This window comes from Mesobacillus boroniphilus JCM 21738, from assembly GCF_000517385.1.
In the GTDB taxonomy this organism is placed as follows: Bacteria; Bacillota; Bacilli; order Bacillales; family Cytobacillaceae; genus Mesobacillus; species Mesobacillus boroniphilus.
The window spans coordinates 17,978-38,658 of record NZ_BAUW01000021.1; the positions used below are offsets into that span (position 1 = coordinate 17,978).

The 20,681-nt window shown below is 43.2% G+C and carries 25 protein-coding genes and 3 pseudogenes; 23 read left to right on the forward strand and 5 right to left on the reverse strand.

Annotated features, from left to right (window positions below; genetic code table 11):
• Positions 1 to 98 precede the first annotated feature (98 nt).
• Together JCM21738_RS08410 and JCM21738_RS23835 are read left to right on the forward strand one after the other, a co-directional pair.
• On the forward strand, positions 99 to 476 hold the full coding sequence (locus JCM21738_RS08410; protein ID WP_023614444.1) for a VOC family protein: 378 nt from the start codon (positions 99 to 101) through the stop codon (positions 474 to 476).
• Between the two features lie 1,084 nt (positions 477 to 1,560).
• A complete protein-coding gene (locus JCM21738_RS23835; protein WP_148296080.1) occupies positions 1,561 to 1,791 on the forward strand; it encodes a hypothetical protein in 231 nt (76 codons plus the stop codon).
• A gap of 403 nt (positions 1,792 to 2,194) precedes the next feature.
• Here the strand turns inward: JCM21738_RS23835 and JCM21738_RS08425 are convergent, their stop codons facing one another.
• Positions 2,195 to 3,043, reverse strand: coding sequence for a DUF1206 domain-containing protein (locus JCM21738_RS08425; protein ID WP_023614441.1), 849 nt, complete (start codon positions 3,041 to 3,043; stop codon positions 2,195 to 2,197).
• Positions 3,044 to 3,209: 166 nt separating this feature from the next.
• Here JCM21738_RS08425 and JCM21738_RS08430 point away from each other — a divergent pair, with 166 nt between their 5' ends.
• Positions 3,210 to 3,416, forward strand: a complete 207-nt coding sequence (locus JCM21738_RS08430; RefSeq protein ID WP_023614440.1) for a ChaB family protein — start codon at positions 3,210 to 3,212, stop codon at positions 3,414 to 3,416.
• A gap of 106 nt (positions 3,417 to 3,522) precedes the next feature.
• Positions 3,523 to 3,855 (forward strand): hypothetical protein, encoded by a 333-nt coding sequence (locus JCM21738_RS08435; protein ID WP_023614439.1) that lies wholly within the window; start codon positions 3,523 to 3,525, stop codon positions 3,853 to 3,855.
• A 66-nt stretch (positions 3,856 to 3,921) separates the two neighbouring features.
• On the opposite strand, the gene JCM21738_RS08440 is transcribed toward JCM21738_RS08435, so the two are convergent.
• Positions 3,922 to 4,107, reverse strand: a complete 186-nt coding sequence (locus JCM21738_RS08440; RefSeq protein ID WP_023614438.1) for a hypothetical protein — start codon at positions 4,105 to 4,107, stop codon at positions 3,922 to 3,924.
• A gap of 454 nt (positions 4,108 to 4,561) precedes the next feature.
• Between JCM21738_RS08440 and JCM21738_RS25600 the strand changes: the two genes are divergently transcribed.
• Both JCM21738_RS25600 and JCM21738_RS25605 read left to right on the forward strand, forming a co-directional pair.
• Entirely contained in the window at positions 4,562 to 4,795 is a 234-nt protein-coding gene (locus JCM21738_RS25600; protein ID WP_243462950.1) for a Crp/Fnr family transcriptional regulator, read from the forward strand.
• A complete protein-coding gene (locus tag JCM21738_RS25605) occupies positions 4,792 to 5,184 on the forward strand; it encodes a Crp/Fnr family transcriptional regulator (RefSeq protein ID WP_243462951.1) in 393 nt (130 codons plus the stop codon). Before JCM21738_RS25600 ends, JCM21738_RS25605 begins: the two co-directional genes overlap by 4 nt.
• Here JCM21738_RS25605 and JCM21738_RS08450 read toward each other — a convergent pair.
• Positions 5,181 to 5,804, reverse strand: coding sequence for a Crp/Fnr family transcriptional regulator (locus tag JCM21738_RS08450; RefSeq protein WP_023614436.1), 624 nt, complete (start codon positions 5,802 to 5,804; stop codon positions 5,181 to 5,183). The genes JCM21738_RS25605 and JCM21738_RS08450 overlap by 4 nt on opposite strands.
• A gap of 198 nt (positions 5,805 to 6,002) precedes the next feature.
• On the opposite strand from JCM21738_RS08450, the pseudogene JCM21738_RS08455 reads away from it, so the two are divergent.
• The 17 genes and pseudogenes from JCM21738_RS08455 (at position 6,003) to JCM21738_RS08530 (ending at position 19,943) form a co-directional block, all read left to right on the forward strand.
• Positions 6,003 to 7,483: pseudogene (locus tag JCM21738_RS08455) on the forward strand (4-hydroxyphenylacetate 3-hydroxylase family protein).
• Positions 7,484 to 7,504: 21 nt separating this feature from the next.
• Positions 7,505 to 8,041 carry a hypothetical protein gene (locus tag JCM21738_RS08460; RefSeq protein WP_023614434.1) on the forward strand — a complete coding sequence of 179 codons (537 nt, stop codon included), beginning with the start codon at positions 7,505 to 7,507 and terminating at the stop codon, positions 8,039 to 8,041.
• 33 nt (positions 8,042 to 8,074) lie between these two features.
• Complete coding sequence (locus tag JCM21738_RS08465) at positions 8,075 to 8,632, forward strand: NADPH-dependent FMN reductase (RefSeq protein ID WP_023614433.1); 558 nt, start codon at positions 8,075 to 8,077, stop codon at positions 8,630 to 8,632.
• Positions 8,633 to 8,671: 39 nt separating this feature from the next.
• Positions 8,672 to 9,211: a 3-hydroxyanthranilate 3,4-dioxygenase gene (locus JCM21738_RS08470; RefSeq protein ID WP_023614432.1), complete on the forward strand. Its 540-nt coding sequence runs from the start codon at positions 8,672 to 8,674 to the stop codon at positions 9,209 to 9,211.
• The gene (locus JCM21738_RS08475; protein ID WP_023614431.1) at positions 9,196 to 10,206 is read left to right on the forward strand and encodes an amidohydrolase family protein; all 1,011 of its coding nucleotides are present in this window, start codon (positions 9,196 to 9,198) and stop codon (positions 10,204 to 10,206) included. The genes JCM21738_RS08470 and JCM21738_RS08475 overlap by 16 nt, the downstream gene beginning before the upstream one ends.
• A gap of 4 nt (positions 10,207 to 10,210) precedes the next feature.
• Positions 10,211 to 10,690, forward strand: a complete 480-nt coding sequence (locus tag JCM21738_RS08480; RefSeq protein ID WP_023614430.1) for a RidA family protein — start codon at positions 10,211 to 10,213, stop codon at positions 10,688 to 10,690.
• Positions 10,687 to 12,147: an aldehyde dehydrogenase gene (locus tag JCM21738_RS08485; RefSeq protein WP_023614429.1), complete on the forward strand. Its 1,461-nt coding sequence runs from the start codon at positions 10,687 to 10,689 to the stop codon at positions 12,145 to 12,147. The genes JCM21738_RS08480 and JCM21738_RS08485 overlap by 4 nt, the downstream gene beginning before the upstream one ends.
• A 596-nt stretch (positions 12,148 to 12,743) precedes the next feature.
• Positions 12,744 to 13,522: pseudogene (locus JCM21738_RS08490) on the forward strand (2-keto-4-pentenoate hydratase).
• Between the two features lie 12 nt (positions 13,523 to 13,534).
• The gene (locus JCM21738_RS08495) at positions 13,535 to 14,413 is read left to right on the forward strand and encodes an acetaldehyde dehydrogenase (acetylating) (protein ID WP_023614427.1); all 879 of its coding nucleotides are present in this window, start codon (positions 13,535 to 13,537) and stop codon (positions 14,411 to 14,413) included.
• Between the two features lie 21 nt (positions 14,414 to 14,434).
• A complete protein-coding gene (gene dmpG, locus JCM21738_RS08500) occupies positions 14,435 to 15,463 on the forward strand; it encodes a 4-hydroxy-2-oxovalerate aldolase (protein WP_023614426.1) in 1,029 nt (342 codons plus the stop codon).
• A gap of 3 nt (positions 15,464 to 15,466) precedes the next feature.
• Positions 15,467 to 16,264: a 2-keto-4-pentenoate hydratase gene (locus JCM21738_RS08505; protein WP_023614425.1), complete on the forward strand. Its 798-nt coding sequence runs from the start codon at positions 15,467 to 15,469 to the stop codon at positions 16,262 to 16,264.
• A gap of 179 nt (positions 16,265 to 16,443) precedes the next feature.
• Positions 16,444 to 17,328, forward strand: coding sequence for a TRAP transporter substrate-binding protein (locus tag JCM21738_RS08510; RefSeq protein WP_243462952.1), 885 nt, complete (start codon positions 16,444 to 16,446; stop codon positions 17,326 to 17,328).
• A 146-nt stretch (positions 17,329 to 17,474) separates the two neighbouring features.
• Positions 17,475 to 17,630: a hypothetical protein gene (locus JCM21738_RS25610; RefSeq protein WP_243462953.1), complete on the forward strand. Its 156-nt coding sequence runs from the start codon at positions 17,475 to 17,477 to the stop codon at positions 17,628 to 17,630.
• 96 nt (positions 17,631 to 17,726) lie between these two features.
• Positions 17,727 to 18,002 carry a TRAP transporter small permease gene (locus tag JCM21738_RS25615; RefSeq protein ID WP_243462954.1) on the forward strand — a complete coding sequence of 92 codons (276 nt, stop codon included), beginning with the start codon at positions 17,727 to 17,729 and terminating at the stop codon, positions 18,000 to 18,002.
• The gene (locus tag JCM21738_RS08520) at positions 17,999 to 19,279 is read left to right on the forward strand and encodes a TRAP transporter large permease (protein WP_023614422.1); all 1,281 of its coding nucleotides are present in this window, start codon (positions 17,999 to 18,001) and stop codon (positions 19,277 to 19,279) included. Before JCM21738_RS25615 ends, JCM21738_RS08520 begins: the two co-directional genes overlap by 4 nt.
• Positions 19,280 to 19,330: 51 nt before the next feature.
• Positions 19,331 to 19,528 (forward strand): 4-oxalocrotonate tautomerase, encoded by a 198-nt coding sequence (locus JCM21738_RS08525; RefSeq protein ID WP_023614421.1) that lies wholly within the window; start codon positions 19,331 to 19,333, stop codon positions 19,526 to 19,528.
• 85 nt (positions 19,529 to 19,613) lie between these two features.
• The gene (locus JCM21738_RS08530; RefSeq protein ID WP_156916363.1) at positions 19,614 to 19,943 is read left to right on the forward strand and encodes a VOC family protein; all 330 of its coding nucleotides are present in this window, start codon (positions 19,614 to 19,616) and stop codon (positions 19,941 to 19,943) included.
• A 290-nt stretch (positions 19,944 to 20,233) separates the two neighbouring features.
• On the opposite strand, the pseudogene JCM21738_RS27245 reads toward JCM21738_RS08530, so the two are convergent.
• Both JCM21738_RS27245 and JCM21738_RS24315 read right to left on the reverse strand, forming a co-directional pair.
• Positions 20,234 to 20,425 (reverse strand): annotated as a pseudogene (locus tag JCM21738_RS27245) (peroxiredoxin family protein); the annotation flags it as partial.
• A gap of 15 nt (positions 20,426 to 20,440) precedes the next feature.
• Positions 20,441 to 20,617, reverse strand: coding sequence for an EexN family lipoprotein (locus tag JCM21738_RS24315; protein WP_023614418.1), 177 nt, complete (start codon positions 20,615 to 20,617; stop codon positions 20,441 to 20,443).
• Positions 20,618 to 20,681: the final 64 nt, after the last annotated feature.

Consider the following 20,681-nt stretch of genomic DNA (forward strand, 5'->3'; position numbering starts at 1 on the left):
CAACTGTAAATTACTGTCGATAAGAGGCAGGAGGAGCTTCACCAATACTTATAGAAATTATCTATTGAATTTAATGCACTGATAAGGAGTGAATTTTCATGATAAGTAAAATCGGTCAAATTATGTTGTACGTAAATGATCAGGATGTTGCAATTAAGTTTTGGACTGAAAAGTTGGGTTTTGTTGTTAAAGCAGAAGAGGATAACGGTTCAGGGTTTAGATGGATTGAAATTGCCCCGAGTTTAGATTCTGCAACAAGTATCGTACTGCATGATAAAGAATTTGTTGCAAAAATGTCGCCAGGACTTAATCTTGGCACTCCTTCATTAATGTTTTACTCAGAAAATCTTGAAGAATTCCGCAACGATTTATCAAATAAAAATGTGTTTGTCGGTGAAATTGTAAACATGCCTTCAGGCAGGGTATTTAACTTTGCCGATGATGAAGAAAATTACTTTGCTGTAATGGAAAAATAATATCTTCGAAAACAAATGAGCCGTTTTTTAGAAAGCGGCTTTTTTATTTTGTCTATTTTTTACTAACGAAAGATAATTATATATTGGAAAAAGAAGGGATATGCCATCTTGTATCGAATCTTATCACCGAATGGTTTTGGATGATAATAAAATGAGTATGGAAGAAGATTGATCCCATACTCAAATGCAAATCTATTAAAGAAAGTACTCCTTGTACATAAAAAAATGTCGCTATTACTGATCCAATTAAATAGAGTATAGAAGCGTAAAATGCATATGAGGGTGAAAACTTTTCCGGTGATTGATTCATTTTAATTCCTGTTTCACCTTGGACTTGCATATCAATGCTTCGGCTTGTAAATCCGCCTGATGAACTAAAGAAGTAAATGAAGAATGTGCTAGCCAGGGCTACGAAAACTGAAACCTCTATAAAGCTAAAATCCATTATTAACGTTGCTCCGAAGTTGATTAATCCGATGATTATCAAAGTAGCTATAAAACTTATAGTTTTACCGATGGTAAAGACCCCCTTTTAAGTTGTTACGCGTGACAATAGAAAAAGGTTTCATTTTTTTGTAAATTAAGGGAGTTAGCCTCTTAAAAATGTGTCAGGGGAAGACAGAATCATTAGTATATAGGAACACCAACAGCCGAGGTATTAGAAAAACAGCAGATCGACTCCTTAAAAGAAGATGTAATGCATCCAGTGGATGGGGAAGCAGATCACTTATTTGTGATTAAGGACAACGCAGAATCTAAAGCTGTTAATCTGGAGATTTTACGCATAGCAAGACAATAAATCGCTGGATCTAAAATAAGTGGGGGATTTCATATTAAAAAACTAGTCATTCTCTTTGTTGTCTTAGTGCTTTCAGCCTGTGGACCTAGATTAGATGAAAATGCTCAATTAGCAAAAGAATATTTAAAAGATCAAGGATACTCGATTAAATCCTATGAGGGCAAATATTCTCATATTATAGAAAGGGAACAATTAATTCATGAGCCGGACATTTTTGTTTGGGCCGTGCAAACAGTGGAGCCGGATGCTTATATTGGAAAGGAAATCACACAGGAGATTTTTATTGTGAAAAATCACCCTCTAAGTAAAATTTACGGTCCGCAGAAAAGTTTTACCTATAAGGTATCAGTCAGTGTTTTTATGTTTGATGGGGAAATAATTGGCGGTACATCCTTCCCAATCGGAAATGGGATTGGTGGTTCGCCATATTCACTCGATGGCAAAACTGCTGAAGAGGTTATAAAAATGGACTATGCAGAATGGCAAAAACAATGGTATGAGAAGTATGGAGAATGATTATATTACCTGCTGCCCATTAACGGCAGCATTTTGCTATCAAATACTCTTTAATAAAGAGGAGGTCTGTTTTGGAAAAGAATTTCGTCTATTTATTATTAACAATAATATTTTTTGTGGGTTATGTATTAATATTTGATTATTTTTTTCAATATACTGAAATGATGTTTGTGCCTTATGGGCTCCTGATATTCATTTTGCAAATCGGCTTTTCCATTGTGATCCTCTTTCCTGTTTCGGTAATAACCACTAAAAAGATATTTGATATCCTTCGAGGATCTTAGGCTACTTACAAAATTAAGCGAATGAAGTTGATTTAGATTCGTAAGAGTAATAGTGAATTGAACATAAGAAAAGCTATCACGATAAAATGATTCGTAATAGCTTATCATTATTGATATGATTATTTTTCATCATATCCAAAATTCATAAGTTGATAGCGGCCTTTAATAATTTGGTAGATGCCGTATAATATTAGTCCGGCTGCTACAATAGCTAATAAAAATTGACCGAATGGCTGGCTTGCTAATTCTGTTAATGCACCGCCGAGACCTTTGGATTCGTTGGGGTTATTTGTGTATGCTGTTCGAATGAAGAAAAATCCAACCATACTGAGAACAATACCTCGGGAAATCAGCCCAATTTTACCAGAAAGGTGTGCGATTTTGCGTTCTTTATCATTCATTTCATAGGTTTTAAATTTGGACATGAATTTCTCTTTAACTCCACTATATAGTTCGTAAACTCCATATCCAATAATGATTGCTCCAACCAGTCCAACCAACCAGACGCCAAATGGCTGCTCCATTAACTTGGCCGAAATCGTTTTCTCTGAATTGCCACTGCCAGCAGATCCAGTCTTGCTGGCTAATTTTATTGCACCAAATGCTAAATTCGTATAGATCAGTCCGCTGATGAAATAACCCGTTCTTTTAATCAGCCCTTTGGCATCTGTTCCTTCATTTTCAGGATCCTTTATTGCTTTGATAAAATCCCATAAGATATATCCAATTAAACCAATCCCGATAATCCATAGGGCAACTTCACCAAAAGGCATTTCGGAGATTGATTGAAGTGCACCTGAGGTCCCAGTCGTGTCGCCTTTGGGTCCGAATGCAGCTAAGGCAGCGAGCACTCCAACCATTACAAACACCAGACCTTTTGCAATATAGCCAAAGCGTGCAAATCGGCGCATCCAAGGTTTAGCTTCTTTCAATTTATCTTTAACTTCTATATTTGATGGTGAATGCATGTTATGAACACTTCCTCTATTTTTCTCTCATTTATAAAAATCGTTCCCCCTTTTCCTAAAAAGAAACCAACTGGGCTTCTTGTTTTTGTCATCATTAAGTCTATTGTTTTATTTTTTAGCAGTACGGGAAAAGTAGAAGAAATTCTATCCTAAGGAGGTATGCAAAATGCCTTATAATTCTTTAAAAGACCTGCCGGATGCTGTAAAGGATAACCTGCCGCATCATGCCCAGGAAATATTCAAGGAGGCTTTCAATTCGGCTTCAGAACAATACGATGAAGAAGAAACAGCCTTTAAGGTAGCATGGAGCGCTGTTAAAAATGAGTACGAAAAGAATGATGATGATGAATGGGTAAGAAAAGAAGAAGATTAGGGTTTTATACTTTATTACAGCCGCTTTCCTTTAAGGGGAAGGCGGTTTATTTTTCTACCCTAATCGACAGATTTATTTTATAATATGAAAAAGGGAGGTGAGAAAAATGTCAGAAGAAAGACTTGATCGATTAGAAGGAATGATGTCGCAACTGATTACCATGGTTGGTAATCTGCATAACAGCATGAGTGATATGCAAAAGGACATGAAGGAAATGCAAAAGGACATGAAGGAAATGCAAACTGCTCAAAAGGAACATGGACAAAAGTTTGAATCTATTGAGTTGAGAATGGATAAAATGGAAACAAAGAATGAATTAAGGCACCAAGAGGTATTGAATCAAATTAAAAGATTGGAAAAAGACCAGGATTTCATCTGGGAAAAGGCAGTGCGAAATGAGAGAGAACTTGAGATTATGAAAAGAACTTTGGAATCGTAATCTAAGCATCTTTTCGCTGCCAAGCTTACCACCTATCAGCAAGCTTGGCAAGTTTGTTACTAACATTTAAATTTCCTTAGATGACTCTCCATGGAATTGCTCCAGCAACTCGATTATTCTTTTGTTCTGCTCCACTTGAATCTCCGAATTTTTATACATGCGATAAATCCAGATTAAGAGTATGACAAGTGAAATCGGCACTGCTAAAACTATGAAAAATGAAATCATCCCCATTATAGAAGGCGCAAACATATTATCCCATCCCTTATATTCATATTACCAAATACAACAATTTTTCCATATGTAGATTACTCCTATTTTATGAACTTATTCAGATATTTTAGTGTCATCGAAAAAGGCAAACATAGTGCAAAATATCTAAGGTAAAGTTTAATAGACATTTTGAGAGCAGCTATTGTGTGAAATGTCCAATAAGTCTTGTTTAATAGACATTTTGAGATCAATCATGGTGTGAAATGTCCAAGAGTTGCTTTTTAATGGCCATTTTTGAGAGTTATCACAATTTTAAATGGCTAAAAACTTACATATCTTCAATAAACAGAGTGTATTAAACTCTACGATAAAATAGCCATTCTTTTATCTGCCCAATCCTGCTCTATTTTTTCCCGCTATGCTTCTTCAAAGTGGTATAATTATCATAATTATTAGAAAAGTCACCAGTGTAAAAATAGAGGAAGGTGATGGTATGCATTTTCTTCGTTATCAATGGGAGCCGTATTTGTCGTATGGGCAGCTGTTTGAGTTTGAGAAGAACAAGGTTGTCTATCATCAGGGGGAAGCTGGCAGAGGAATTTTTTATTTGAAAAAGGGTGAAATCAAGGTTACGCTTCTTTCGGACAAGGGGGATGAGCGGATCATCAATATGGTTCCGCCTGGGATGCTGTTTGGTGAACATGGGTCCATGGGGAACCTTATTTGACGAGCGGGACGACGACTTGTCCATCGCTGGTTTACCATTTTTCCGATGATGTCATTGCAGCGATTTGCAAGAAACATCCGGAAGCCGCTGGAATTTATACAGATTCATTGATTTATAAATTCAGGACGCTGGCGGAAATCATTGCCCATCTGGACAGTCCGGTGGAGCAGCAAATGGCCTTCTACTTGCTTAAGCTTGTTCAGGAGAATGGGAATGCCTCGATGAATCAAACGGTTTTTTCTAAGTACATTGGCACGTCCCGAATCACTGTGAACAAGATTATTCAAAAGTGGAAGCAGAAAGGGTACATAGAGCTTCACAAGCGTGAAATTGTTATCATCGATTTTGATAAAATAAGGGCGATTGCCAGCAATCCGCATGTGGATTAACCAACCAGGTTTCTGAGGAAATCTGGTTTTTTTATGAAGTATTTTCTTTTGTCAATCTCAATTATGCCTGCTTCCTGCCATTGTTTGAGGACCTTGTAAACCGTGATTCTTGTGAGTCCTGTGCAGCAGGCAAGGTCTTGCTGTGAAATAGGAATCTCGTAATTTTTGAATTCATCGCAAATATTGTGGAGTAAAACGGCTAGTTTTTGTTCCGATGTAAGCGCATTCAAATTTATCCGATCTAAAAGGATTTTCATTTTGTGGATGACGCTTTTTGAAAAAAGTTTGAAGAGCTCTGGGTGGGTGAGCATCAGCTGTCGGAATTCGTTTGCTGAGAAGTGATAAACGACGGAGTCTTTTACTGCGATTGCGGTTGTGAAATGTGTTTTCTGATCGAGTGACTGGACACCTAAGAGTTGGTTCGGAATGACGATGTTCAGCATGTTTTCTTTTCCAGCGGCTGATTCTGTAACGATCCGCACAAGTCCTTTGTGCAGGTAATAAAAACCTTCTCCAAATTCTCCTTGCTTATAAATGCACTCCTTTTTCCTGAAAAACTGGCGAGTGCCGTATTTTAAATAATTCTCCCAATGAAAGACTTCTTCATAAACCGTAACCATACCAAAACCTCCCTAAGAGTGAAGTTGATATCTAACATTATCATAGGGGAAACGTTGAAATAATTCTATAACTTATTAGATAATTTAGACTTTTAAGAAACTATTTCTCAAAAAACGTTAAATAGGCTACAGTTACGTTCAAAAATTAGTATTACAATTCATTATGAATTTTCAATTAATTTTTTCAGGAGGGTGAATATGGGAATTAGGACTGGAGCTCAATATATCGAAGCGGTTAAAGCACGTAAGCATGAGGTATGGCTTTCTGGGAGGAAAGTCGAGAATTTATTTGAGGAGCCGGTGTTCAAGCAGCCGATCCTTGAAATTGCAAAGCTGTATGACATGCAGCATGATCCTGAATTCCAGGATAAAATCACTCATGTTTGTGAGGAAACCGGTGAAAGAGTGAACAATGCATTCCTCGTACCAAAAAGCTATGAAGATTTAGTCAAGCGCCGCAATGTTTTCGAAGCATTTGCGAAGGCAACATTCGGCCTAATGGGAAGGACTCCGGATTTCTTGAACGTCGTGGTGACGTCGATGTACTACAATTCTTGGTTCTTTGAAAAATACAATAAAAACTGGGCAGAAAATGTCCGCAACTATTATAAATACATCCGTGATAATGACATCTTCTTAACCCACGCAATCATCAACCGCAAAATGACCGCAGCAAGACTTCACATGAGCAGAAGGATACGTACACACACCTTGGTGCAGTGAAGGAGACACCAGATGGTTTGGTCGTCAGGGGTGCAAAAATGCTGGCAACGCTGGCTCCGGTAACAGATGAGGTTATCATCTACTCATTCCCTGGATTCGCGCCTGGTGATGAAAAGTACGCACTGGCATTTGCGATTCCTATTGAGACACCAGGACTGCGCATCATATGCCGTGAGCCGATGCAGGATGGAAAGCGCTCCTTCTTTGATCACCCGCTTGCATCAAGATTCGAAGAAATGGATGCCTTACTAGTGTTTGATGATGTAGTTGTTCCTTGGGACCGCGTATTCCTATATAACAATGTCGAGGCGGCCAACAAGCTTTATCCTATGACAGGCGCGGGACAGCAGCCAGCACATCAATCCGGTGTAAGGGGTCTAGTGAAATTGGAGTTCGCGACACAGGTGGCGATGAAGGTTGCCGATACAATCGGTGTCGATGCATACTTGAACGTCCAGGAGCAGCTTGCTGAAATCGCGCAGTCACTTGAATCAATCAGGGCATTATTGAAAGTTGCGGAATACGAGCACACAATGACTGAGCATGGTGAAGCGATGCCAGCTTATGTTCCCCTGGAGACCATTCGCGGGTTGCTGCCGAAAATGTATCCGCGGGCAATTGAGGTCATCCAGATTGTTGGTGCAGGAGGCTTGCTGATGTCTCCAACAGGAGCGGATTTTGAAAGTGATGAACTAAGAGGTTCAATTGATAATTACTATGTCGGCCGGGAAGGAATTTCTTCTTTGGAACGCGTCAGCATTTTTAAACTCGCTTGGGACCTGTGCGGCGAGGCGTTCGGACAGCGTCTATTGCAGTATGAGCGCTACTACACAGGAGATCCAATCCGTAAACGCGGAATTTTCTATAACAACTATAAGCGCCAAACACCACTTACGATGGTCGACGAGGCCTTGAAGGGTGCACAGCTGGATAATAAGGAAGCGCTTACAAACTAACCTGCAGGAGGAGAAGGACAGATGAAAACACATATTTATTCTTCATTGGAATTGCCTCAATCTATCGTCGCAATTGGAGCGTTTGATGGGGTCCATCGAGGACACCAAACGGTAATCCGGCAGGCAGTGCAACGAGGCAGGAAGCTGAAGGTTCCAAGTGTGGTGTTTACATTTGATCCTCCACCGCGGGTGTTTTTTCAAGGAGCAAGGATGCTGACCACAGTCGAGGAGAAGCTGGCGAAAATCGAGAAGCTCGGTGCCAGACATGCTGTAGTTGCCAGGTTTGATGAGGTGTATGCAGGAAGAAGTGCTTACGAATTCATCGAATGCCTGGCCAAGTTGAATCCGGCCGAAATCATGGTCGGCGGCGATTTCCGCTTTGGCAAGGACCGGCTTGGAGATGTTTCTCTCCTTGAAAAGTATTTTAAGGTTTCTGTCACGAATCCAGTCCGCTGCTCTCAGGGAAGCGTGATTTCTTCCAGCAGGATTCGTCAGCTCATTTCTGAGGGTGAGATTCACCTTTCGAATTCGCTGCTCGGCTGGCCAGCAGGAAAGTAGGGTTCTATTTTACAAGAATAGGAGGGACAGTGCATGAAGTTGCTTGGAATATCAGGTACGATCATCGGCGCGAAAACAGGCATTGTTGTCCGTAAAGTGCTTGATGATGTGAAAAAGAAGTACCCGGACATCGAGGTGGAAATGCTCGATATGATGGATTACGATGTCGAGTTCTGTGACGGCCGCCCGCCGGAGAAATATTCAGCAGATACGAGAGCTGTGATAGAAAAAGTAGCGTCTGCCGATTTTTATGTGATCGGAACACCTATTTTTCAGGGATCCATTCCAGGGGTGTTGAAAAATCTGTTTGACCTTATTCACCCAGATGCATTCCGGAATAAAGTGATGGGATTCGTCGCCAATGGAGGAACATACCAGCATTTCCTGGTTATTGAAAATCAGCTTAAGCCAATTGCCGGATACTTCAGGGCGTTTGTAGCACCTAGTTATGTTTACGCCAATTACGATCATTTTAACTCTGAAAATGAAATCGCAGATGAAGATTTGCTGAAGCGGATTTCAGGTTTAACCGACGAAGTCGTTCATATGCAAAAGTCATTGAAGGGTAGCACAGCGAAGGTTTCGGAGTGAGTTTACCATTTTACCAGAATTGAAGGGAGACGATTAGAGATGAAAAGCCAATTTGTTCCAATCAATCTTATGAAGTTTATTGAGGAAAATAGAGACCAGCTTAAGCCGCCTGTCAATAACAAGGTGATCTGGAAGGATGCTGAGTTGATGGTGATGCTATTGGGCGGACCGAACAAAAGACGTGATTTCCACGTTGATCCATCGGAGGAGATTTTTTATCAAATCCAGGGTAGCTGTTATGTTGAGGTCATCAATGCTGAAGGCAAGCGAGAAGTCGTCGAAGTAAAGGAAGGCGAAATGTTCCATCTTCCTGCGAATGTACCGCATTCCCCTCATCGTGTAGCTGACACAATTGGTCTAGTAATCGAGCGTAACCGTGCACAGGGTGAATTGGAGGATTTCGTCTGGTTCTGCGATGAGTGCGACCACGAAATGCACCGCGCGACAATCCAGCTGACAAACATTGAAAAGCAGGTAAAGGAAGCAATCGCCAGCTTTAATGGAAATGAGGAGCTGCGCAAGTGTGATAACTGTGGACATATGATGCCGCCAGAAGCGAGTGAATGGAAATGCGAGTAGACTTCCATACGCATATCATCCCAGAAAATTTCAGTGAGCTGACACAGCGATTCGGCGGTGAAAAGTGGCCGACACTTGAGCGCACCTGTGCTTGTGGCGCTAATATCATGATTGCCGGCAAGGTGTTCCGCGAAGTGACCGACCAGGTTTGGGATGCTGAAAAACGAATCAAGGATATGGAGCGGGAGGGAGTCGACATTCAGGTTCTTTCTCCGATTCCTGTCACGTTCTCTTACTGGGCTCCGGCCGAGCAAGCGGAAATTTTGGCCAGGGTGCAGAATGATTTTATTGCAGACCTGGTTAGCCAATATCCGAGTAAATTCATTGGGCTAGGTGCAGTGCCGCTGCAAAACGTTGAGGTTGCGATCCGCGAGATGGACCGATGCAAGCATGAGCTAGGATTGAGCGGCATTGAGATTGGAACAAATGTAAATGGCGTAAATCTTGATGATCCTCAATTTATTGAATTCTTCGAAATGGCGGAGAAGTGGGAAGTTCCTTTATTCATCCATCCATGGGAGACACTTGGAAAGGAACGGATGCCGCGCCATAACTTGATGTACACTGTTGGGATGCCAAGCGAAACGGCTCTGGCTGGAGCAAGCTTGATCCTAGGCGGAATCATGGATAAGTTCCCAAAGCTGAAAATCTGTTTGGCTCATGGCGGCGGTGCGCTGCCATACTTGCTGCCGCGTTTGGATCAGGGTTGGAAAGTGTGGCCGCATCTGCGATTGCTTGATAAGCCGCCAAGCCACTATGCAAAGCAATTTTACTATGATTCACTCGTGAATGAGCCGGTCAACCTGAATTATTTACTCCAGAACTTCGGCCATGAGCGCATCATCATGGGATCAGATTATCCATTTTTGCTGAGGGAAGTTCCTCCTGGAAAGGTCATCGACGATACTGTCGGTTTATCAAAGGAACAGACAGAAGCGATGCTCGGTAAAAATGCGCTCAGGTTCTTGAATATTCCTGTTAAGGTGGGGTGTTGATTTTATGGAAAAGGCCTTAGTTACGCCAGAAGAACGTTTGAAAGAGTTAGGCCTGACCTTGCCACCTCCCCGTCAATCGGCAGGGAATTATGTGAGCTGTGTAAGGACCGGCAACCTGATTTTCACATCCGGACAGGGAACGAATGAATACCGCGGCCGGCTTGGCGAAGATGTCTCTATTGAGGTTGGCTACGATGCGGCAAGGCAGTGCATGCTGAATTTGCTGACGGTGCTGAAGCAGGAATTAGGTGAACTTAGTAAGGTTAAGCAGGTGGTTAAAGTCCTTGGCTTCGTGAATAGTTCGCCTGATTTTACAGACCAGCCGAAGGTCATGAATGGTGCTTCTGACCTGCTCGTACAGGTGTTCGGTGAACGCGGAAAGCATGGGAGGTCTGCTGTCGGCATGGCGCAGTTGCCTTTAAATAACGCTGTCGAAGTCGAAATGGTCGTTGAAGTTGAGGATGAGGAGGGCGGATTAGGATGAATCTTGCTCAACCACAGGCAATAAAGGATGCAAAACTATTTATTAACGGTGAATACCGTGATGCGATGACTGGGGAGACATTTGATACGATTGACCCTTCGACGAACAAGAAGCTGGCATCCGTTGCGAAGGCTGGCGTCGAGGATGCGAAGCAAGCAATTGATGTCGCACAGAAAACTTTTGAAAGCGGTGTCTGGAGTGAGATGCTAGTTGCTGAAAGAACAAAGATTCTGGTCAGGATGTCTGAACTGGTCATGGAAAGAGTCGATGACTTAGCACTGGTCGAGACGCTTGATGTCGGGAAGCCCATCAAGGAAAGCCGCGGGTTTGATATTCCTCGTGCTGCGGCGAACCTTCGCTTTTTTGCCGAGATGGCTAACTACATTAATCATGAGCATTATGACCAGTCCCGATATATGTCTTATTCAAAATACGCTCCGGCTGGGGTGACCAGTTTGATCATTCCGTGGAACCTTCCGTTCATGCAGATGACCTGGAAGGCTTCGGCGGCTATGGCAGCTGGCAATACGGTTGTCGTAAAGCCGGCTTCATATACACCATTGAGTGCAGTAATGCTTGGCGAGATTGCCAATGAAGCGGGATTGCCACCAGGAGTGTTGAATATTATCACGGGTCCTGGCGGCACGGTGGGAACAGAGATGACACGAAATCCATCAGTACGAAGGATTTCCTTTGTCGGTGACAGTACGACAGGCCGCACGGTGATGCAAAACGCAGCTTCACAGCTGATTCCCGTTTCACTTGAGCTTGGCGGTAAATCGGCCAATATAGTGTTCGAGGATGCGGATCTCGACGAAGCAGTTGCGGGATCGATTGAAGCAATTTTCAGGAACCAGGGTGAGATTTGTCTTGCAGGTTCTCGGTTACTGGTTCAGGAGAGCATTTACGATCGTTTCATGGAAAAATTCGTAGCAGCTGCTCGCGCGTTGAAGGTCGGCAATCCGCTTGATCAGGAGACGGATATGGGAGCCCTTGTGTCAAAAGGCCATCTGGAAACCGTCGATGAGTACGTTCAGATCGGATTGGCTGAAGGTGCTAAGCTCGCAACAGGCGGAAAGCGAATTGCGAGTCTTGGAGAGGGCAACTTCTATGAACCTACTGTTTTATACGATGTGGATAACAAGATGCGCGTGGCCCAGGAAGAAATCTTCGGACCCGTGCTCGTTGTGATTCCATTTAAAACAGAAGAAGATGCAGTGCGGATTGCGAATGACTCGATATATGGATTGGCTGGTGTCGTCTGGACGAATGACCTGCGCCGCGCTCATCGTGTGGCTGCTAAAGTAAACTCCGGTTTATTGTGGATCAACTGCTGGTATTATCGCGACCTGCGCACACCGTTTGGCGGGTCGAAAGCAAGCGGCATCGGACGCGAAGGCGGCAGGCACAGCTTCGAGTTTTATACCGAAGCAAAGACGATTACGATGAAGCTATAAAAATATGTTTTTTTAAAGTATTTCAACTGGAGATATATTTGCTACAACTGGAGATAAAAGGTGTCCAACTGGAGATATAAGTTGTCCAACTGGAAATAGATCAGGCCTAACCCGGAAAAAATGCTCAACCGTCGATATCTTTACTCTAACCGTTGATAAAAGTTGTCCAACCGTCGATATATTGGCTCCAACCGTTGATAAAAGCCGTCCAACCGTCGAAAAATTTGCTCCGGCAGGATAATTAGGCTGATTATGCAAGAATTTTCAAGCCGAAACTCGGAAACAGCAGTTCAATGGGGAATAAACGGGCACCAACAGGGATTATATTGATCCCAACGGGGATTAAATCTCATTCAACGGGGATTATTTTACCTCCAAACGAGAAATGGTAGTCGAACTGGTATTAAAGTAATACAATTCGAATTAAAACGAGGTCAACTGGTATTAAAGTCAATTCAACTGGTATTAAAAGTGTTCCAACTGGTATTAAATCGAAGCCAACTCGAATTAATACCAGCTCAACTGGTATTATCCCGGAAAAGGTGCTCATTTCAACTGTTCAATAAACATTTTAAACAGATAAGGAGGGTGATTTCATGAACGCAACGATTGGAAAAATCGCTGGAACACTTCTAAAAGCTGAAAAAAGTAAAAATCCTATACCACCGCTAACTGCACAATATGAAGATCTTACTGTAACAGATGCCTATAATGTCCAGCTGGAAGTTTTAAAAAAAAAGCTAGCCTCAGGACGTACCGTTATCGGCAAAAAAGTCGGCCTTACGAGTATTGCGATGCAAAAGATGCTTGGAGTGAATGAGCCTGATTATGGCCATTTGCTTGATGATATGAAAGTGGCAAACGGGGGTACTGTGAAGATGTCCAACTTCCTCAGCCCGAAAATCGAAGCGGAAATTGGCTTTGTGCTTGGGGAGGACCTCAAGGGGCCTAATGTCACGTTCCTTGATGTGCTGATGGCAACGAAATATGTGGTACCAACTTTGGAGATCATCGACAGCCGGATCGCGGATTGGAAAATCGGTCTCGTTGACACCGTGGCTGATAATGGCTCATCTGCGATGGTAGTAGTAGGAGACCAAATGACAGACATAACTGGTATCGACTTGCGGAGTGTTGGGATGACTTTTTTTAAAAATAATGAAATGGTGGCGACTGGATCGGGTGCAGCGGCGCTTGGCCATCCGGCACATGCCATTGCCTGGCTGGCGAACAAGCTTGATGAATTCGGAATTACGTTAAAGGCAGGCGAGCTGATATTACCAGGGCGCTTTCGGCAGCCATTCCTGTGCAGACAGGCGATACGGTTTCCGCTCAGTTTGGTCCGGTCGGCACCGTGTCAGTGACTTTTGAGTAGGAGGTGTGCACGTTGGCGAAAATCAAGGCGGCAATCATCGGTTCCGGCAATATCGGGACCGACCTTATGTATAAGCTGGAAAGAAGCCAAGTCATTGAATTGACAGCAATGATCGGAATCGATCCTGAATCTGATGGCTTGAAGCGGGCAAATGAAAAGGGGTATCTCACATACCATAACGGAATTCAGGCATTGAAAGACAATCCTGACATGGCTGACATCGTGTTTGATGCTACCTCGGCAAAGACACATGTCAGGCATGCAAAGGTTCTCGCAGAATTGGGAAAGCTGGCCATCGACCTGACCCCGGCGGCAAGGGGACCATTTGTCTCTCCAGCTGTTAAAACAGATGCTTATTTAAACGAAAAAAACGTGAATATGATTACATGCGGTGGACAGGCAACAATTCCGATTGTTCACGCGATCAACTCAGTTGCTGACGTTAGTTACGCAGAAATCGTCGCCACGATCTCCTCAAAAAGTGCCGGTCCGGGAACGCGTGCGAACATTGATGAATTCACGATCACGACGCGCAGGGGAATTGAGGAAGTAGGCGGAGCGGACAAAGGGAAGGCGCTGATTATCCTGAATCCGGCGGAGCCTCCGATTTTAATGAGGGACACGATTTATTGTGAAGTGAAAAATATGGATGAAGCTGCAATCTCAAAATCGATCGAGCAAATGGTCGAAACTGTGAAGGAATATGTACCGGGATACAGGTTGAAGCAGGAGCCGTTGTTTGACGGAAACAGAGTGACAGTATTCGTTGAAGTCGAGGGTGCGGGGGACTACTTCCCGATTTACGCCGGGAACCTGGATATCATGACAGCGGCAGCGACTCGGGTTGCTGAAGACTTCGCAATCCATATGCTTGAAAAACAGAGTGTCTAAGCGAAAGGCTGGGTGAAATTTTTGAAACGCAAAAGTGATAAGCCTATCAAAATTACAGAAGTTTGCCTGCGTGACGGCAGCCATGTCATGCAGCATCAATATACAGAAGCACAGGTCCGGCGCGTGGCGCGTGAGCTTGATGATGCGGGTATGCATTATATCGAAGTAAGTCATGGAGACGGACTGGGCGGTTCAACGCTGCAATATGGTAAATCGCTCGTCGATGAAATGAAATTGATTGAAGCGGCGGTTGATGAGTGTCAAAACTCAAAGGTGGCGGTGCTGCTTTTACCAGGAATCGGGACGGTCCATGAACTGAAGCAGGCCAACCAAATCGGCGCTAGTCTTGTCCGGGTTGCCACTCATGTAACAGAAGCAGATGTTTCAGCCCAGCATATCAGCATGGCGCGCGAGCTAGGGATGGAGACGCTTGGCTTCCTGATGATGGCCCATATGGCGCCAACTGAAAAATTGGCAGAACAGGCGAAGCTGATGGAGAGTTACGGGGCACAGGCTGTCTATGTCACCGATTCTGCAGGAGCCCTTTTACCGCATGAGGTAAAAGAAAAGATAGCTGCTTTAAGAGATTCATTGTCTATCGAAGTAGGTTTCCACGCACATAACAATCTTTCATTAGCGGTGGCAAATACGCTGACGGCGATTGAAGAAGGAGCAACAAGGATTGATGGAAGCATCCGCTGTCTTGGTGCAGGTGCTGGTAATGCACAAACAGAGGTTCTTTTATCAGTATTGGACCGGATGGGTGTCAATCTGGGAATCGATATTTATAAAATGATGGATCTGGCTGAGAATACCGTTGGACCGATGCTTCCGAGAGCGCAGGAGATTAATAGAGGAAGTCTCGTGTTAGGTTATGCCGGTGTTTACTCGAGTTTCTTGCTGCATGCTGAGAGAGCTGGTCAGAGATTCGGAATCGATTCAAGAGATATTTTAATAGAGTTGGGCAAGAGGAAGGTAGTTGGCGGCCAGGAGGATATGATCCTTGATGTCGCTGCTGAACTGGCCAAAGCCAGGAAGCTGGAGGTGTAAAATATGACGATTACGAAGGGTGTCGACCTCGAAATCGTGGAATACTTATATTCTGCTGAAAAAGAACGCCGCGAAGTAGTGAAGGTGACCGATCGTTATCCAGAGCTGAGTTTTTCTGATGCTTATTCGATCCAGGAAAAATTGATTGAGAGACGTGAGAGGGATGGGTCTCGTAAAATTGGCCTGAAGCTTGGATTGACGAGTAAAGCGAAGCAGCAAATGATGGGTGTTCATGATGCGATTTATGGGTACCTGACGGATGATATGCTGGCGCTAGAGTGGGAACACCTAGATTTTACAGAGTTCATCCATCCAAAAGCAGAGCCAGAAATTGCGTTTTTCATCGATAAGGATTTGGAAGGAACCAACGTATCCGCGGAAGATGTGTTGGAAGTGACGAAATTTGTGGCACCGGCAATCGAGATTATCGACAGCCGCTATTTGAATTTCAAGTTCACTCTGGCTGATGTCATTGCGGATAACTGTTCATCTTCAAAGTTCCTGATCGGAAGCAAGTGGATGTCACCTCGGGATCTGGATTTAGGCCAGCTTGGTATGGTGATGTCGAAAAACGGACAGGTTGTCCAAACCGGATCGAGTGCCGCCGTCCTGGGGCACCCGGCAACATCAGTCGCGTGGGCAGTCAATAAGCTCGGTGAAGTTGGAAAAGGGATCAAAAAGGGAGACGTAATCCTCAGTGGAGCGGTGTCAGAGGCGACAGCTTTTGAACCTAACGATAATGTGCTAGTGCAATTCGCCGAATTGGGCAGCGTTTCTTTTACATGTAAATCAAGCACTTAGTTTCTATGACTAAGTGCCTTCTTTTTTAGTTTTGAATATTCAAATATAAAGATAAAATTTATGTTATATGTTAAGCACTTTACACTTTTACTTGTAAAAAGTGATTATAATCACAGTTAGAGACAGCTTGGGATAATATTTTGGTAGCGTTTACAAAAAGAAAAAAGGGGTGCGAGGAAATGATTGGTTTTAGAAAATTTAGTCTGACACTATTAATTTTTATGCTCGTGTTGACGGCTGCTGCATGTGGCAATGACACCGATGCAAAGCCTGCGGCCGGATCTGGTGAAAAGTACTCATTCAAGCTTGCGCACATAACCCCAACGGACCATATGTGGCATAAAGCCGCTGAAAAATTCAAGGAGGAACTGGAAAAGAACTCGGATGGCAGGATGACAGTGGAAATTTACCCTGCAAGCCAGCTTGGAAGTGAGGCTGATATGGTTCAGCAAATCTCTTCCGGTTCAGTAGACTTCGGATTGATTACGGCTGCATATATGAGTTCACGCGCTCCAGCGTTCACTGCCTGGTTTGCTCCATACGCTTTTGAAGATTTAAAAGAGACGAATGCAGCACGCGATACCGAAATTGCGAAAAAGATTTTGGCTACCCTTGACGACCAGGGACTTAAAGGACTCGATTACCTGTTCGCCGGAAACCGCGTCATGCTTTTCAAGGATAAGGAAGTAAAGAAGCCAGAAGATATGAAGGGATTGGCATACCGTGTTACACCAAGTCCTCCTCTGCAGGACTTTTATAAATCACTGGGAGCTTCTCCTGAGTCATTGCCATTGCCGGAAGTATACGCCGCGGTTCAAACTGGGGTAATCGATGGAATGGATATGGACCTTGATGCGACGATTACGAACAAGTATCACGAAGTTGCCAAGTACGGTGCGGTAACAAACCACATGGTATGGCCTTCGGTCGCTATCATGAATAAGGATAAATATGAAAAGTTATCTGATGCTGATAAAAAATCGTTGAAGATGCGATCAAGGCTGCAGCAGATTATTCTGCTAATACACGCGCATCTCAGGAAGAAGAATTCAAAAAGACACTAAGCGATACTGGGATGAAGATTTATGAAATCGACCAGAAGTTATTTGAACCGTATATCAAGCAATTCGATGAAAAATATGGACCAACAGATCCGCTGATCCAGGAGTTCATCGACACATTCCGCAAATAACTTATTGGAGGGAAATGCGTGAAATACGTCAGCAATATGGTAGCCAGTTTCGAAAAGAAACTGGCTATTATCCTCATGTTCGCCATGGCTGTGATTGTCGCGGCTGCCGTTATTTTTCGATATGTATTCAATAACCTTTATTCTGGGCGGGAGAAGTATCGATTTTCTTATTGATTTACATAACGTTCATCGGCGCAGTCTCGGCTTGAAATATAAGACACAGGCGTCTGTAACGCTGATTACAGATTATCTGGCAGAAAAGATTAATAAATGGGTGGCGGTACTCGCCATATCTTTATGCTCTTATTCATGGCGATTCTATTATTCTATTGTTTTACCTGGATTACTTCCTCATCTGTGACAATTCAAAGGTCGAGTGCGATCTTGCTTCCTATGTGGATTCCTTATGCGATCCTGCCTATTGGATTGCTGTTCGCGACGATTCATTTAATTAGTAATCTGTTTGATATTATTCAAAATCAGCATATTGATAGTGAACTAGTTACAAATCTCCATGCTGCCGCAAAGGAGAGTGAAGAAGAATGATGGCACTGGTTATTTTAGCATTCGTTATATTTTTGTTAATGGGGATTCCCATCTCGCTTGTGCTTGGAATGACAACGATTGTTTACTTTTTGGTGACTGGCAATACAATGCTGCTCGAATCGACTCCACAGCGGCTGTATTCGGGGATGGAGAACTTCGGGTTGTTAGCGATTCCGTTGTTCATGCTGACAGGTGAGTTGATGAATAGCGGAGGGATCACCAACAGGCTTGTGGTATTTGCAAGAATGCTAGTCGGTCATGTCCGCGGCGGACTTGCTTATGTAACGGTTATCGCCAATATGTTCCTTGCATCTATTCTGGGATCCGCGAATGCCCAGGCTGCGATGATGAGCAAGGTTATGGTACCTGAGATGGAAAAAGAGGGTTATAGCAGGGAATTTTCGTCGGCATTGACACTCGCGAGCTCTATCTTAGCTCCAATCATTCCGCCGAGCATGATTTTCATCATTTACGGAACTTTGTCTGGAACTTCGATTGGCGGTTTGTTCATGGCCGGGATTATTCCCGGAACGATTTTTGGTGTCGGTTTTGTCTCTTTAATTGCCTATTTAGGTTATAAGCATAATTTCCCACGCAGTGAGAGAGCCAGCTTAAAAGCTATTTTCGACTCTTTCCTGAAGGTACTGCCAGCCATTTTGGTTCCCTTTGTCATTACTGTCGGTATTTTAAGCGGGGCTTTCACGGCAACCGAATCCGCTGCAGTCGCTAGTGTGATTGCATTCATTGTCGGGATGTTTTTTTACAAAGAATTGAAGTGGAAGAGTTTGTCGAAAATTTTGGTTAACACCGTAATCGGTACAGCAACGGTTACCTTCTTAATTGCGATGGCCAATTTGTTTGGCTGGCTGATTGCTTTTGAACAAATTCCACAATTGATTGCGAACTCGATGTTGTCCATTTCAGATAACCCGTTTGTATTCCTATTGCTGGTTAACATCTTCTTGTTACTAATAGGGACATTGCTGGATGGAATCGCAGCTCTGATTATCCTTGTTCCAGTGTTGATGCCTTTGGTTACAGGGTTCAATATCGATCCAATCCATTTCGGCGTGATTATCTGTATCAACCTGACAATCGGGTTGTTGACACCGCCAGTCGGAACAGGACTGTTCATCGTGTCCTCCATCGCTGAAGTAAAATTCGAACGCTTGATTAAAGCCGTTACTCCGATGCTTTTAATCGGAATCGCTATGCTCTTCATCGTCACTTATTTGGAACAAACAACCCTGTTCATTCCACGATTGCTAGGATTCTAATTCGGGTGGTGACAGGCACCGCCCGAAATTTGCACATAAGGAGTGGGTGCTATGCCGATTGTCCAAGTACAAATGCTCGAAGGTCGAAGCGACGAGAATATAAAACAGTTGATTGCTGGAATAACTGAAACAGCAGTCCGAACTCTTGACGTAAAGCCTGAGCAGGTGCGAGTGATTGTCCAAACGGTTCCTCATCAATATTGGGGCGTTGGCGGTGTTACGAAGGATGAGATAAAATCCCAGCTCTAAATAAGAAGTTGGGATTTTTTAGTGGATAAATTAAAGGATTTCGATTGGTTAAAACGATTTGTTAAGAAGGTTAGCTTGCCGATTTGTGTTAGGTAAAAGGAGTGATTGTAATGTTAACAAAGTTTGTGTATTAACGATTAAGGTTGGAGACATGGCAAAAGCACTTGAATTTTATACAAAGATGCTCGATTTTGAAGTGTCCAAGCATTACGGGGAAAATATCGTTTCATTAGTATATAACGAGATTCCGATTGTATTGGAAAAATCTGAAGAAGAAAGTCATTCCGGTAGCCAGAAGGTTTTATTGGGAATCCTCTCTGAGAATATCGATGAAGATGTTGAAGTTCTACGCGGTAAGGGAGTAAAGATTCTGTTCGATGAATCCAGACCGTGCCCGAAGGAAGGTACAATGTGATTGAAGATCCATTCGGCAACCAACTAGAGCTTGTGGAGTTTTCGAATTTTAAGTAATGGATGGAGGCTTTGTATGTTGAACTGTTCTTGATAGAGGTAATCAGAATAAATAAAAGCGAAAGAACCACCTTCACAAAAGGTGGTTCTTTCGCTTTTATTCAGTTGGTTTCTCACCGTTCGCGATATCAGCTGCGTAAGGAATGATTCCTTCCGCTTCGATGCCGAATGTATCGATTTCCTGGGAATGAAGAACTGTGCCATCCTTATCAAGAACAGCAAAGCCTCTAACTGCTATTGGAGACTCAGGTCCAACATGTTTGTTTTCTTGATCAATTTCAGTTTCTCATCCGAGATGACTGGATAATCAAGTCCCAACTCTTCTTTCATCGCTTTATGTTCTTTAACAGACGATGCGCTTACGGCGTAAATGTTCCCAGGGAACTGGCTGAATAAATCTTTTCGGTTCTGCAGCTCGACCAGCTGCGATTTACAGAAGTCTCAACCAACTCCTGTGAAAAAGAATACGAGTGCAGGCTCGTCCATATTTTCAAAGGATACTTCCTCACCATTTTCATCAGGCAGGAAAAGGTCCTTTGATTCAGATTCCTCCCCAGAACAGCCGCTTATGAAAGCACCGACCATTAATAACAGCATTAAAAAAATGTATTTCTTCATGGTGCACTCCTTATGTATGATCTTCTTCAGTATATATGGTTTTGCTGAAATCTCATTATATCAT